10 protein-coding genes are annotated in these 14,259 nt (G+C 69.7%); 5 read left to right on the top strand and 5 right to left on the bottom strand.

From position 1 onward, the window contains the following. The first annotated feature begins 37 nt into the window (after positions 1–37). On the top strand, positions 38–1,168 hold the full coding sequence (locus tag ACQEWB_RS41595; RefSeq protein ID WP_432840666.1) for an ATP-grasp domain-containing protein: 1,131 nt from the start codon (positions 38–40) through the stop codon (positions 1,166–1,168). Positions 1,169–1,307: 139 nt separating this feature from the next. Continuing rightward, positions 1,308–2,996 (top strand): carbohydrate binding domain-containing protein, encoded by a 1,689-nt coding sequence (locus tag ACQEWB_RS41590; RefSeq protein ID WP_432840664.1) that lies wholly within the window; start codon positions 1,308–1,310, stop codon positions 2,994–2,996. A 31-nt stretch (positions 2,997–3,027) separates the two neighbouring features. Here ACQEWB_RS41590 and ACQEWB_RS41585 read toward each other — a convergent pair whose 3' ends face one another. The 5 genes from ACQEWB_RS41585 to ACQEWB_RS41565 all read right to left on the bottom strand — a co-directional run bounded on the left by ACQEWB_RS41585 (position 3,028) and on the right by ACQEWB_RS41565 (position 10,799). After that, positions 3,028–3,918: a sulfotransferase family protein gene (locus ACQEWB_RS41585; protein ID WP_432840662.1), complete on the bottom strand. Its 891-nt coding sequence runs from the start codon at positions 3,916–3,918 to the stop codon at positions 3,028–3,030. 166 nt (positions 3,919–4,084) lie between these two features. Further along, positions 4,085–5,335 carry an alpha-L-fucosidase gene (locus tag ACQEWB_RS41580; RefSeq protein ID WP_432840660.1) on the bottom strand — a complete coding sequence of 417 codons (1,251 nt, stop codon included), beginning with the start codon at positions 5,333–5,335 and terminating at the stop codon, positions 4,085–4,087. A 4-nt stretch (positions 5,336–5,339) separates the two neighbouring features. Continuing rightward, on the bottom strand, positions 5,340–8,384 hold the full coding sequence (locus tag ACQEWB_RS41575; protein WP_432840658.1) for an alpha-mannosidase: 3,045 nt from the start codon (positions 8,382–8,384) through the stop codon (positions 5,340–5,342). A gap of 86 nt (positions 8,385–8,470) precedes the next feature. Continuing rightward, positions 8,471–9,808, bottom strand: a complete 1,338-nt coding sequence (locus ACQEWB_RS41570; protein ID WP_432840656.1) for a 6-phospho-beta-glucosidase — start codon at positions 9,806–9,808, stop codon at positions 8,471–8,473. Positions 9,809–10,034: 226 nt separating this feature from the next. Continuing rightward, complete coding sequence (locus tag ACQEWB_RS41565; protein ID WP_432844279.1) at positions 10,035–10,799, bottom strand: DeoR/GlpR family DNA-binding transcription regulator; 765 nt, start codon at positions 10,797–10,799, stop codon at positions 10,035–10,037. Positions 10,800–10,927: 128 nt separating this feature from the next. On the opposite strand from ACQEWB_RS41565, the gene ACQEWB_RS41560 reads away from it, so the two are divergent. The 3 genes from ACQEWB_RS41560 to ACQEWB_RS41550 all read left to right on the top strand — a co-directional run bounded on the left by ACQEWB_RS41560 (position 10,928) and on the right by ACQEWB_RS41550 (position 14,257). Then, the gene (locus ACQEWB_RS41560; RefSeq protein ID WP_432840654.1) at positions 10,928–11,947 is read left to right on the top strand and encodes a carbohydrate kinase family protein; all 1,020 of its coding nucleotides are present in this window, start codon (positions 10,928–10,930) and stop codon (positions 11,945–11,947) included. Between the two features lie 73 nt (positions 11,948–12,020). Continuing rightward, a complete protein-coding gene (locus tag ACQEWB_RS41555) occupies positions 12,021–13,307 on the top strand; it encodes an extracellular solute-binding protein (RefSeq protein ID WP_432840652.1) in 1,287 nt (428 codons plus the stop codon). Beyond that, the gene (locus ACQEWB_RS41550) at positions 13,307–14,257 is read left to right on the top strand and encodes a carbohydrate ABC transporter permease (RefSeq protein ID WP_432840650.1); all 951 of its coding nucleotides are present in this window, start codon (positions 13,307–13,309) and stop codon (positions 14,255–14,257) included. The genes ACQEWB_RS41555 and ACQEWB_RS41550 overlap by 1 nt, the downstream gene beginning before the upstream one ends. The last annotated feature ends 2 nt before the right edge of the window (positions 14,258–14,259 follow it).

The following is a 14,259-nucleotide window of genomic DNA, read 5'->3' as shown; positions in this document are numbered from 1 at the left end:
GTTTGTCGTGCCCGCGAACCTGAAAGGACGGCCCTGCATGGTCTCTCGCGTACGCGTCTGGCTCAACCGCACGTACGCGGAGAACGTGTTCTTCATGGATCAGCTACGGCGAAATCCCAGTGATCGCGCGGTAGAGATCCATGCGACGCACGGAGACGCGGACTCCCCCGTGTTGGCCGCCGCCGACACCGCCGAGCTGGAGCCGGAGGGTCTTTCCCCGGCCGCCTACGTGGAGTTCGCGCTCGACCAGTGCGAGCGGCGCCGGATCGACGTGTTCGTGCCGCGCCTGCACCAGGCGGCGATCGTGGCGCACCGGGCCGACTTCGAGGCGGTCGGTACGGCGCTGCTGGCGCCGCCGCCGGAGGGTGTCGCCGTCTTCGAGGACAAGGTGATCGCCTACGAGGCCGTGCAGGCGATCGGGGTGCCGGTGCCGTCGTGGTGGCGGGTGCGGTCCGCCGACGAACTCGTCGCCGCCGTCGAGGAGTTGGAGGCCGACGGGCACAAGGCGTGCTTCAAGCCGGCGTCCGGTGCGGGCGGGGTGGGCTTCCGAGTGATCACGCGCGCCCCCTTCTCGATGGTGCACCTCAACGGGTTCCCCAGCCCGTACGTACCGATGGATCTGGTGCTGGCCGCGCTCAAGGAGAGCGACGAGCCGGTCGACTGGATCGTGATGCCGCGCCTCGAGCAGCCGGAGGTGTCCGTCGACTGCCTCACCGGGCCCGACAATCGCGTGCGCCTGGCCGTGGGGCGGACCAAGAACGGGCGGCGGCGCGGGTTCACGCTGCACGAGCAGTGGCTGGAGCCGGCCCGGCGGATCGCCGAGGAGTTCGGGCTGCACTACCTGTCCAACATCCAGTTCCGGATGTTCGGGGACACGCCCGTGCTGATGGACGTCAACACGCGACCCGCGGGCGGGTTGCACCAGCTGTCCCTGTGCGGGGTCAACGCGCCTTGGGCCGCTGTGCAGTTGGCGCTCGGCGAGGACCCGGGCGAGATGGCGCCGCCGTTCCTGGGGCAGGACTACACGGTCGTGTCCGGGCCGCGGCCCCTTCGTGCCGTTTCCCTTCCGCAGCAGCGGATCGAGGAGACCGAGCCCTTGCTGCCGGCCGTTCCGGCGCCGGCACCGACCGACTCCGTCGAGGTCGCGGCTCAGGTACTGCCGCTTTAGGGAAGCCAGTTCACTCACCGGTATGGACCAATTCCGTCGTTCACCTTGACAGGCGGATTGGTCCATACCAACTTGGTTGCGCACCCCTCTGCACTTCTCTCTGCACTCCCGAACACCCCCATTCCTTCAGGGAGATCGCGTGCGCAACACACTCAGACGTTCCAGACGTCGGCTTCTCGCACTGCTCGGCTCCGCCGCTCTCGCGCTTGCCGGAGCCATCGCCCTTCCGGGTACCGCCCAAGCGGCCAACATCCTCACCAATCCCGGCTTCGAGTCGGGCAGCCTCTCCCCCTGGACCTGCACCGGGAACCTCGGCTCCGTCGTCTCCTCGCCCGTGCACGGCGGGTCCAAGGCCCTTCAGGGGGCGGCGAGTTCGAGTGACAACGCGCAGTGCACCCAGACCGTCGCCGTGCAGCCGAACACCACGTACTCGCTCAGCGGGTGGGTGCGCGGTTCGTACGTGTACCTCGGCGTGAACGGCGGTGCGTCGACCTGGACCACCTCCCCGTCGGCGTACAGCCAGCTGACGGTGTCCTTCACGACCGGGGCCTCGCAGACCAGCGCCACCATCTACGTCCACGGGTGGTACGCCCAGGGGACCTACTACGCCGACGACATCAGCCTCGACGGGCCGGGCGGCGGCGGTGGCGGCTCCGACACCCAGGCGCCCACCACGCCCACCGGGCTGACGTCCACCGGGAAGACCTCGTCGAGCGTGTCGCTGTCGTGGAACGCCTCCACGGACAACGTGGGTGTCACGGCGTACGACGTCTACAGCGGCTCGAACAACGTGCTGAGCGTCTCCGGTACGTCCGCCACGGTCAGCGGGCTCTCGCCCAGCACCGCGTACACCTTCACCGTGAAGGCGCGGGACGCGGCCGGGAACACCTCCGGGGCCTCCAACTCCGTGTCCGTGACCACCGATGCGGGCAGTGGCGGCGGGACCGGGTTCAAGCAGGCCGCGCCCTACCTCTACGAGGGCTGGGGCGATCCGCCGAGCCCGAGCACCGTGATGAGCGCGACCGGCATCAAGTGGTTCACGATGGCCTTCGTGCTGGACTCCGGCGGCTGCACGCCCGCCTGGGACGGCAGCCGGGCGCTGACCGGCGGCGTCGACCAGACCGCCATCAACCAGATCCGCTCGGCCGGCGGTGACATCGTGCCGTCGTTCGGCGGCTGGCAGGGCAGCAAGCTGGGCGCCAACTGCTCCTCGGCGAGCGCGCTGGCCGGGGCGCTCCAGAAGGTGATCGACGCCTACTCGCTCAAGGCGATCGACATGGACATCGAGAACACGGACGAGTTCGAGAACGAGGCCGTGCAGGCGAAGATCCTGACCGCGCTGAAGACGGTCAAGGCCAACAACCCCGGCCTGAAGACCATCGTCACCTTCGGCACGTCCACCACCGGTCCGACGTACTACGGCAACCGGCTCATCGAGCAGGCCCAGTCGCTCGGCGCCAACATCGACGTCTTCACCATCATGCCGTTCGACTTCGGCGGCGGCTCGGACATGTACGGCAACACCGTGAACGCGGCCGAGGGCCTGAAGACCAAGCTCAAGTCGACGTTCGGGTGGGACGACGCCACCGCGTACTCCCACATCGGCATCTCCGGCATGAACGGCCTGTCCGATCAGCAGGAGACGACGACTCCGGCGATCTGGACCCAGATCAAGGACTGGAGCAACAGCCACCACATCGCGCGGCTCGCCTTCTGGTCGGTCAACCGTGACCGGCCGTGCGCGGGCGGGGGCGTGGTGAGCAACTGCTCCGGCATCAGCCAGAACAACTGGCAGTTCACCTCGATCACGGCCGGCTTCACCGGCTGAGCCGTACGACGGTCGCAGGGCGTGGGGCCACTCAGACCGGGTAGCCCCACGCCTTCGCCAACTCCGCGAGACGGGGCGGGAGTTCGGCGGTCTCGTCGGCGGCACGGGCGGGCTGGACGCGCCCCGACTTGAGGTTGCTCGACCAGTCGCCGAGCTGCGGCCGGAAGGTGCCGTGGTCCTTGGAGCCGTAGTCGAGCATCGTGGGCTCCCAGTCGACGCCCAGGTAGGCACAGAGGTCGCGGGTGGTGCGCTCGGGGTCGGCGGTGAGGTCCTCGTAGGTGACCACGTGGACGTCCAGGCTCTGCCGGGCCTCCTCCAGCTTCTCGGCATAGCGCAGGACTTCGGCGCGGATCGCCTCGTGGTCGGGGTCCTTGCGGCGGTCGGTCAGGGAGGCGATGACCGCGCCCGGGTGACGCAGCAGCAGGACGTAGCGGGCGCTGGGCCAACATCGGTGCAGGCGCGGCCAGATGAGGGTGTTGGGCGGCGTCTTGTCGACGATGACGTCCTTGCCGCTGCGGGTGAGCTCCAGGTGCAGCACCCGGTCCCACAGCATGTGCTCCAGCTCGTTCTTGTCGAGTTCGAGCGCCTCCATGGCGGCCGTCGTGAACGAGCGGGACAGGTCCACGTGCAGGGTGCGCAGGTGCATCTCGTGCGGGGCGCGGATACGGCTGTGGCTGTTCAGCAGGACCCGCAGCAGCGTCGAGCCGGAGCGCACGGAGGACAGCACGAAGACCGGCGACTCCACCAGCCGCGGGGCGGGCGGGGCGGCGTACGACGACTTCGACCCGCCGCGCGACGGCTTGACCGTCCGCGGCGACGGTACGGCGTCCAGCGTGCGGCGCGGCGGGCTCACCGCCTGGGCCATGAGCCTCCCCCGACGCTTCAGTCCCTTGCCGATCGCGGATATACGCGGCTCACGCACGTTGGCACCTTTCTCCGGTCTTTCGCCCGCATCCCAGGGGTGGAAGACGAACTCCAGGTGTCGGGAAAGAGAACGCCCCTGGCCGCGGCCGCCCGGAACCGGGCCGCGACCAGGGGACTTACCGTTTTCTTAATTCTCGATGGGAATCGGGCGACTGTGAGATGCCTCAGAACCGGCCGGCTCCCCGGTACAGCTCCAGCTCTCCGGCCAGCTCGACCTTGAGGACGGTCGCGTACGGGTCGAGGTCCGCCTGGGCCGGCGGGTCGATCCACACCACGCCCACCGCCTCGTGCAGGCCGCCCACGACCCGGTGGGCGAGCTCCGTGCCGCTGCCTAGCACACTCACCCGGCGGACCTTCGTGGCCAGGCCCCGCACCCCGATCTCGGCGCGCGGGGCGTCGAACAGGGTGAGGTAGAGCGTGCGCCGGTCGGCGGAGAGGGTGCTCGGCCCGTAGTGGTGCCCGGCCGGCAGCCCGCGCACCGTCCCGTACACGGCCTCCGCGTGCTTGCGGATCCACTCCCCCAGGCCCTCCAGGCGCTCGACCTGCGGCTGCGGGATGGTGCCGTCCTCCGTCGGGCCGACGTCCAGCAGCAGGTTGCCGCCTCCGCCGATGGTCTCGGTGAAGTACCGGATCAGCTGCGCGAGCGACTTGTGGTTGTGGTCGTGGTGCTGGTACCCCCACGAGTCGTTGATCGTCAGGCACAGCTCCCAGGGGCCGTCCGGCGGCACGACGGGGGCACCCTGCTCGGGAGTGGCGTAGTCGCCCTCGCTGAGCATGCGGGCGTTGAAGACGACGTCCGGCACGGAGGACCGGATGAGCGCGGCGAGTTCGGGGATGCGCCACTGCTCCTCGCTGCGGTCCCACTCGCCGTCGAACCACATCAGGTCGGGCCGGTAGCGGGAGGCCAACTCCCGGATCTGGCCGTCCCGGTAGGCGATGAACCGCTCCCAGGCGTCCAGGTCCTCGTCCTCGGCGGCCACCTCGGAGTAGCGGTTGTCCTCCTGCTCCGGCGGGCGGCCCGGCTTGCGCGTGGAGGCGTAGTCGGGGTGGTTCCAGTCGGAGTGGGAGTAGTAGAAGCCGACCTTGAGGTCCTGCTCCCGCAGCGCCTCGGCGTACGGACCGATGTAGTCCTTGCCAAAGTTGAGGTCGCCGTACTCCGTGTCCCACAGGGCCACACCGTCGTGGTGACGGGTCGTCAGCACCGCGTACTTCGCGCCGGCGCGGGCGAACAGGTCCGCCCACGCCCGCGGGTCGTACTCGGCGCCCGTGAAGCGGGCCAGCTGGGACATGTACTGCTCGTGCGGCACGATGTCGTCGTAGAACGACCAGGACTCCTGGACGCCGTCGACGGCGTAGATGCCCCAGTGGACGAAGATCCCCAACTTGGCGTCGGTGAACCAGGGTTGCATCGCCATCTGGTCAGCCCCTCCGCAGCCGGACCGTCAGGATCTGGAAGGGCCGCAGCTCGACCCGGACACCGCCGTCGGCGAGCTCCGCGTCCGCCAGCGGGCGCTCGAGGAGGTCGGTCACCTGGGCACCGGCCAGGGCGAAGCCCGTACGCAGCACGCCCGTTGCCCGGCCGCCGCTGGACTCGTAGAGCCGTACGACGACATCGCCCGAGGCGTCGTCCGCGAGCTTGACCGCCTCGACGGTCACGCCCTCGCCGTCCACGGAGACGACCGGTTCCGGCGCGCCCGCCGAATCGGCCACCCGCAGCGGGAGATTGAGGGCGTAGCCCTCGGCGACCGCGTCCTCGATGCTCGCGCCGGGCAGCAGCGAGTAGGTGAAGCGGTGCCGGCCCTGGTCGGCCCCGGGGTCCGGGACGCGCGGGGCGCGGACCAGGCTGAGGCGGACCGTGGTGGTCGTACCGCCGTCCTCGCGGACCGTGCGGGAGATGTCGTGGCCGTACGTCGAGTCGTTGATGACGGCGACACCGTAGCCGGGCTCGGCGAGGTGCACCCAGCGGTGGCCGGAGACCTCGAAACGGGCCGCCTCCCAGCTGGTGTTGGTGTGCGTGGGCCGCTGGATGTGGCCGAACTGGATCTCCGCCGAGGAGTGCGCGGCGCGGATGTCCACCGGGAAGCCGGCCTTGAGGAACTTCTCCGCCTCGTGCCAGTCGATGTCCGTCTCGAAGTCGATCCGGGAGCTGCCCGCCCGGACGGTGATCGTCTGGGTGATCTTCGAGCCCTTGCCGAAGGAGCGCGTGACGCGGATCGAGCCGAGCAGCGGGTCCTCGTCGACGACCGTGATCTCCGAGGCGTCCAGCAGGTCGGTGTAGCGGTTCTTGTAGTGCTTGTCGACGTCCCAGGCGTCCCAGTAGTTCGGGAGGTCGGTGTGCAGCCGGAGCAGGTTGCCCTTGTCGGCGAGGACCTCACGGCCGCCGGCCCGCAGGTCGCGGACGGAGGAGAGCGTGCCGTCCTCGGCCACCTCGACACGTACGAGACCGTTGTCGAGGACGCGGCCGCTCACCGTCACCGGCGTCGGGACCGCCTCGGCGGCGACCACCGCGCTGCCGTTCGCGGGCACCTCGACGTACATCGGGACACCGGTCGCCGTACGGATGACCTCGGAGCGGTCGAAGGGGCTGGTGTTGAAGACGCGGGTCGTGCCACCGCCCAGCGCCGCCACCGCCTCGGCGGTCAGCTCCTCCAACTCCTTTGCCACTCGGGCGTATTCGGCCTCCGCCTCGCGGTGCACCCAGGCGATCGAGGAGCCGGGCAGGATGTCGTGGAACTGGTGCAGCAGGACCGTCTTCCAGAGGCGGTCGAGCTTCTCGTACGGGTAGGCGTAGTCCGGCGCGTGCAGTGCGGCCGTGGTGGCCCACAACTCGGCCTCGCGCAGGCGGTGTTCGGAGCGCCGGTTGCCCTGCTTGGTGCGGGCCTGCGAAGTGTAGGTGGCGCGGTGCAGCTCCAGGTAGAGCTCGCCGACCCAGACGGGCGCGTCCTCGTACTCGGCGCGGGCCTTGGCGAAGAACTCGTCGGGGTGCTCGACGACGACCTTGGGCGAGCCCTCCAGGTCGGCCAGCCGGCGCGCCCGTTCCATGATCTCGCGGGTGGGGCCGCCACCGCCGTCGCCCCAGCCGAAGGGGGCCAGCGAGCGGGTGGCGTTGCCCTTCTCCGCGTAGTTGCGGACCGCGCGGGACATCTCCTCGCCGCTGAAGCGGGCGTTGTAGGTGTCGACCGGCGGGAAGTGGGTGAAGATGCGGGTGCCGTCGATGCCCTCCCACCAGAAGGTGTGGTGCGGGAAGGTGTTGGTCTGGTTCCAGGAGATCTTCTGGGTGAGGAACCACTCGTTGCCGGCGAGCTTGGCCAGCTGCGGGTAGGCCGCGTTGTAGCCGAAGGAGTCCGGCAGCCACACGCCCTTGGTCTCGATGCCGAAGTTCTCGATGAAGAACCGCTTGCCGTGGACCAGCTGGCGGGCGATGGCCTCGCCGCCCGGCAGGTTGCCGTCGGACTCGACCCACATGCCGCCGACCGGCGCCCACTGGCCCTTCTCGACCGACTTCTTGATGCGCTCCCACACCTGCGGGTAGTTGTCGCGCACCCACTCGTACTGCTGGGCCTGCGAGCAGGCGAAGACGAACTCCTCGTACTCGTCGGCGAGCGAGGTCACGTTCGAGAAGGTGCGGGAGGTCTTGCGCTTGGTCTCGCGGATCGGCCACAGCCACGCCGAGTCGATGTGCGCGTGGCCGACGCCGGAGATGATGTGCGCGCTGGCGTTGGCGGGCTTGGCGAGCACCGGGCGCAGGGCCTCGCGCACGGCGGTGGCCGAGCCGGAGACGTCGTCCAGGTCCAGCAGGTCCAGGGCACGGTCCAGGGCGTGCAGGATCTCGTGCCGGCGCGGGTCGTGCTCGCCGAGCTCCACCATCAGCTCGCGGAGGACCTGGAGGTCGAGGTCGAGGTGCCAGACCTCCTCGTCGAGGACGGCGAGGTCGGCGCGCTTGAAGGTGTACAGCGGCTTGTCGCCCGCCGTGAGGACGTCGCCGAGCAGGGTCGGCGCCGCGAAGTCGTTGGCGAGGATGTCGGGGTTGGAGGCCGCCTCGACCAGGTAGTCGATCTGCTCGCCGCCCTCCGCGGGGTTGGCGATCGCCACGTACTGGTTGAGCGGGTTGACCGCCTTCAGCGGGGTCCCGTCGGTGAGGTGGACCAGGGCCTCGGCCTGGTTGCCGGGCCAGTCGCCCACGAAGCCGAGGTCGATGACGGCCTCGACCCGCTTGCCGGCCCACTCGGCGGGCACCTGCCCGCTCATCCGGAACCAGGTCGTGCCCCACGGCGGGCCCCAGGGGGTGTCCATCGCGAAGGGGGCGTACGCGGCGGCCGCGGCCTCCTCGAAGGAGACCGGCTCGCCCGGTGCCTGCCAGGCCTCGACCGTGAAGGGGCTGGTGGCCGCATAGATGGCGGGCTTGATGCGCTGGTTGTGGAGGCGCTCGGCGCGCTCCTCGATCCGGCGGCGTTCGTCGTGCATGAAAGTCTCCAGGAAGAGGCGGAGAGGGCGGCGGCTAGAGGGGCGGAAGGAAGGACGGAAAGCGCTTTCCGATGTCCGCCGGGAGCTTACTTCAGGTAGGCGAGGCCCGGGTGGGCGGCCGTGTAGCCCTCGACGAGGCGGCGGGCCACGTTCACCGAGTCGACCAGCGGATGCAGGGCGAAGGCCTTCACGGCCGTCGTACGGGATCCGGACTCGGCGGCGGCGAGCACCTCGCGCTCGACGGCCTTGACCGCGCAGACCAGGCCGGTGGCGTGGTCGGGCAGCGGGGCCACGGAGACCGGGTGGGCGCCGTTGGCGTCGACCAGGCACGGGACCTCGATGACGGCGTCCGTGTCCAGGACCGAGAGCGTGGTGCGGTTGCGGACGTTGAGGATCAGGGTGGTGCGCTCGTCGCGGGCGATGGCCCGCATCAGGGCGAGGGCGACCTTCTCGTAGCCGCCCGAGAGGTCGTCGGCGTCGCGCTCGCCGGCGCCGGCGGTCTCCCGGTTCTCGGCCATGTAGGTGGCCTCGCGCTCGGCGCGGGTGCGGTCCCAGGCGGTGAGGGCGCCGGCGTCGGGGGCGCGCATCTCCTCGTAGAAGTGCGCCTGCTGGTCGCGGAGGAAGGCGCCGCGGGTCTTCTCGGCCTGCTGGTAGGCGCGGACGGCCTCGCGGTTGAAGTAGTAGTAGTGCAGGTACTCGTTCGGGATCGCGCCGAGGGACTGGAGCCAGTCGACGCCGAAGAGCTTGCCCTCCTCGAAGGAGCCGAGCAGGTCGGGGTCGGCGAGCAGGCGCGGCAGCTCGTCCCGGCCGGCGATGTGCAGGCCGCGGACCCAGCCGAGGTGGTTGAGGCCGACGTAGTCGATCCAGGCCTCCTTGGGGTTCCCGCCGAGCACTCGGGCGATACGGCGGCCGAGGCCGACCGGCGAGTCGCAGATGCCGATGACGCGGTCGCCGAGGTGGCGGGACATGGCCTCGGTGACGAGACCGGCCGGGTTGGTGAAGTTGATGACCCAGGCGTCGGGGGCGAGGCGCGCGACCCGCCGGGCGATGTCGACAGCGACGGGGACCGTGCGCAGGCCGTAGGCGATACCGCCGGCGCCGACCGTCTCCTGGCCGAGGACGCCCTCCGCGAGGGCCACGCGCTCGTCGTTCGCCCGGCCCTCCAGGCCGCCGACGCGGATCGCGGAGAAGACGAAGTCGGCGCCGCGCAGCGCCTCGTCGAGGTCGGTGGTGGCGGTCACCGTCGGGGCGTCCACGGCCTGGGCGGCCTGCTCGGCGAGCACCCGGGTCACCGCGGAGAGCCGGCCGGCGTCGAGGTCGTGCAGCACGACCTCGGTGACTCTGCCCTCGCCGCGGTCCCCCAGCAGCGCCCCGTACACGAGCGGCACCCGGAACCCGCCGCCGCCCAGAATCGTCAGCTTCACCGGGTACCTCCGTGGCTGCCTCGGTCTTCAGGGCCCACAGTGATCCGGACGATCGGGCAGAGTCCGGACCGTGCGTTGCGAGAACCAAGCACGCACAAACTCCTTGTCTTTCAGGGCAACCGAGCTGGTTACAACCCGGCTGGTGTTGATCGCGCAAGACCCGGTTGTTCGCTGAGCGATCGGGCAGCGTGAGCCAGGAATCCTCCTCGTCCCCGAGGGGGATTATTCAAGTCTGTACCTTTCCTGCCACGACCACCTCGACGCCCGCCTCCTCCAGGGAGGACTTGGTCGCCGGGTCGACCGGCGTGTTCGTCACCACCACGTCCAGGTCCTCGGGACCGCAGACCTTCGCCATCCCCGTACCCGGGAACTTCGCCGCGTCGGCGAGCAGCACGACCTTCTCGCTCGCCTTGATCATGGCGCGCTTGACCGGCACCTCGACGACCGTCGTGTCCATCACCTGCCCGCCGGGGCGTATCCCACTGGTGCCGAGGAAGAGCCAGTCCGCGTGCAGCTGACGCAGATTGTCCTCGGTGAGGAAGCCGACCAGGGAGCGGTACTCGCGGCGGACCATGCCGCCGAGCAGCACCAGCTCGATGCCCTCGTCGTCGGCCAGCTCCTCGTAGACCACCAGGTTGCTGGTGATGACCGTGAGGCGGCGGCCGTGCAGCTGGCGGGCGAGGCGATAGGCCGTGGTGCCGATGTCGAGCAGCACGGACTGGCCGTCGGCCACCATGGCCGCGGCGTGCGCGGCTATCGCGTCCTTCTCGGCCACCCGGACCTCGGCGACCTCGGCGAAGGGCTGATCGCCCTCCTCGGCGCGCGCGCCACCGTGGACCCGGGTGAGCAGCCCGTCCTCCTCCAGCTTGACCAGGTCACGCCGGATGGTGGCGGGGCTCACACCGAGCTGCTCGGAGAGGTCGGTCACAGCCGCGGGGCCGCCCGAGCGCAGGGCCCGCAGGATGAGTTGGTGTCGTCGTTCTGCCAGCACGGCGTGAACACTACTCGTCATCTTCAATCATTTCCATGCTCAGTTCTGCTCGGGTATTGACCAATCGTGCGGAGCGGCGCACGATTCCGGTCATCGAAAATGACGAGTTTTGACGAGAGGCTGTGCGCGTGGACGACGACAGGCCCGACGTGCTCCTGACCGGGCTGCTCTTCTACGACCTCGTCCTCACGGGGCTCGGGAAGCCGCCGACGCCGGGCGAGGAGATCTGGACGGGCGGCATGGGCTGCGGCCCAGGCGGCATCGCGAACCTCGCGGTGGCCGCGTCCCGGTTCGGCCTCGGCACCTCGCTGGCCACGGTCTTCGGCGACGACTTCTACGGCGAGTACTGCCGGGACGTGCTGTGCGACCAGGAGGGCATCGACCTCTCGCTGTCCCGCACGGCGGACGGCTGGCCCACCCCGGTCACCGTCTCGATCGCCACCGGGCACGACCGGGCCCTGGTCACCCACGGCCAGGAACCCCCGTACTCGCAGGACGCGCTGATGGGCGACCCGCCCGAGGCGCGCACGGCCCTCGTGCACATCGAGGCCGAACCGCGCGAGTGGATCGCGAAGGCCGCCGCGAACGGCACGCACATCTACGCCGACGTCGGCTGGGACCCCACCCAGCAGTGGTCCACCGACCTCCTCGACCAGCTGAAGCTGTGCCACGCCTTCCTCCCGAACGAGACCGAGGCGATGGCCTACACCCGCACCGACAGCGCGGTGGCGGCCCTCGGCACGCTCGCCGAACTGGTCCCGGTGGCGGTCGTCACCCGGGGCGGGGACGGCGCGGTGGCCGTCGACCAGACGACCGGCGAGTACGCGGAGGTCCCGGCTCTGGACGTCGACGTCCTGGACGCGACGGGCGCCGGGGACGTCTTCGGCGCGAGCTTCGTCGCGGCCTCGCTCGGCGGCTGGCCGCTGGAGGAACGGCTGCGGTTCGCCGTACTGGCCGCCGGGCTCTCCGTCCAGCGGCACGGCGGGGCGCTGGCCGCCCCCGGCTGGTACGGCGTCGACCGCTGGTGGCGCTCGCTCGCCGACCCCGAGCTGAAGCGGGCGTACGGCTTCCTGACCGACCGGCTGCCCCCGGACCCCGGGCCGCCGGTCCACCTCGCCCCCGTGACCCCACCCGCACGGCCCCACTGACCCCCTGCACCACCCCTCCCCCACAAGCTCCTCGTATGCACGTCCCGAAAAGATCCGAAAGGCGGTGGGAGCTGTGCGGCTCTCACGAAGAGGCCTGCTCCGCGCGGGCCTGGGCGGTACAGCCGCCGCGGCACTCGGCGGCCTGGCGACCGGCTGTGCCGTTCCGTCCGGCTCGACCGGCCGGAACATGGTCCTGTGGTACTGGAGCGGCGGTCTGAGCGACACCGTCGTGAAGAACGCCAAGGCCCGCTACGACAGTTCGGTCGACCTGGAGGCCATCCAGATCGGCGGCCAGTACCGCTCCAAGCTCATCACCACCATCACCGGCCGGGCCCACATCCCCGACATCGCGGGGCTCAAGGGCGAGGACATGGCCGCCTACCTGCCGAACGCGGACCAGTTCATCGATCTGCGGACGCTGGGCGCGGACAAGTACAAGGACCAGTACCTGCCCTGGAAGTGGGACCAGGGGCTCGCCGACGACGGCACGATGGTCGGCTTCCCGATCGACTGCGGGCCGGTCGCGCACTTCTACCAGTACGAGGTGTTCCGCAAGGCGGGGCTGCCGTACGAGCCCGCGGACGTGTCGAAGGAGCTCGACACCTGGGAGAACTTCTTCGCGGCGGGCGAGCAGTTGGGGAAGCGGGTGCCGGGGGCCAGGCTGCTCACCGACGTCAACTCCGTCTTCGACAACGTCGTCAACCAGGGCAGCAAGCGGTTCGTCGACAAGGACCGCAACTTCATCGGTGACCAGCAACATGTCCGGGACGCCTGGGCGTTGGCGGTGGAGGCCAAGCGGCGCGGGATCATCTCGGACCTGGTGACCGGCACCCCGGACCAGCTGTCGGCCGTGCAGGACGGCAAGCTGCCGAGCCAACTGGGCGCTTCCTGGGCGACGTTCGACCTGAAGAACGGTGTGCCGAAGACCAAGGGCAAGTGGCGGATCGCGGACATGCCGGTGCGGCCGGCCAACAACGGCGGCTCGTTCCTGTCGATCACCAAGGAGTGCCGGGAGCCCGAGCAGGCCTTCCAGATCATCACCTGGATGCTCAACGCGGCCAACCAGGCCCAGGGTTACGTCGACGCGGGACTCTTCCCGTCCACGCCCGCCTCGTACGGCCTCAAGCAACTCCAGGAGGCCGACCCCTTCTTCGGCGGACAGGTCACCACCGACGTCTTCGGGCCCGCCGCGCAGAAGATCGTGGTCGCCTACAACAGCCCGTACGACATCGCCCTCGGGCAGCCCATCAAGGACGAGATCAAGAACGTCGGTGTCCTCGGCAAGGACCCCAAGAAGGCCTGGAGTGACGCCATGAGCAAGTGCCGTCGCATCGCGAAGCACCTGGGGGTGAGCTACTGATGGCCGTCCTCGAGCAGACCCCGCGCGCGGTGGCGAAGCCCTCGCCGACGAAGCCCGTCACGGGCTTCCGGAAGTACTGGCACCTGTACGCCGCGATCTCCCCCTTCTACCTCCTCTTCCTCGCCTTCGGCCTCTTCCCCGTCGGCTTCTCGCTCTACCTGTCCTTCCACCGCTGGGACGGCCTCGGCTCGATGGAGTGGGCCGGGCTCTCGCAGTACCAGTACCTGCTGAGCGACAGCGACTTCTGGAACTCGATCGGCAACACGATCATCATCTGGGCGCTGGCCACCTTCCCCATGATCTTCCTGGCGATGGTCACGGCCGTGATGCTCAACTCGGCGGTCCGCTTCAAGGGCCTGTACCGGGTCGCGTACTTCCTGCCGAACGTCACCTCGGTCGTCGCGATCGCGATCGTCTTCGGTTCGATCTTCTCCACCAACAACGGTGTGGTGAACGCCGTCCTGCATGGGTTCGGGATCGACCAGGTGGCCTGGCTGAACACGCCCTGGGGCATCAAGGTCACCATCGCCGCCCTGATGACCTGGCAGTGGACCGGCTACAACGCGATCATCTTCCTCGCCGGTCTCCAGACCATCCCGGGCGAACTGTACGAGGCGGCCCGGATGGACGGTGCCGGCCCGGTCCAGACCTTCTTCCGGATCACGCTGCCCCTGCTGCGGCCCACGCTGCTGTTCGTGCTCGTCGTCTCGACGGTCACCGGTCTGCAGAGCTTCTCCGAACCACAGGTGCTGCTCCAGACCTCGTCCAACGACTCGACGTTCGCGGGCGGTCCGGGCCACTCGGGCCAGACCATGGTCCTCTACTTCTTCCAGCAGACCTTCGACAACAACGACTTCGGGTACGGAGCCGCGGTGGCCTGGGGCATCTTCCTGGTCGTCGTGCTCTTCTCGATCATCAACTGGCGCCTCGTGCAGCGCCGGGGCGAGTAGGA

It is taken from the genome of Streptomyces sp. CA-249302 (assembly GCF_050936785.1).
GTDB lineage: Bacteria > Actinomycetota > Actinomycetes > Streptomycetales > Streptomycetaceae > Streptomyces.
This window is presented reverse-complemented; position numbering and strand designations above follow the sequence as displayed.

Bases quoted from the DNA above. Each gene is read 5' to 3' on its own strand.
- ACQEWB_RS41595 (WP_432840666.1), top strand. From the start codon at position 38: ATGGTCTCTCGCGTACGCGTCTGGCTCAACCGCACGTACGCGGAGAAC.
- ACQEWB_RS41580 (WP_432840660.1), bottom strand. From the start codon at position 5,335: ATGGCGATGCAACCCTGGTTCACCGACGCCAAGTTGGGGATCTTCGTC.
- ACQEWB_RS41575 (WP_432840658.1), bottom strand. From the start codon at position 8,384: ATGCACGACGAACGCCGCCGGATCGAGGAGCGCGCCGAGCGCCTCCAC.
- ACQEWB_RS41550 (WP_432840650.1), top strand. From the start codon at position 13,307: ATGGCCGTCCTCGAGCAGACCCCGCGCGCGGTGGCGAAGCCCTCGCCG.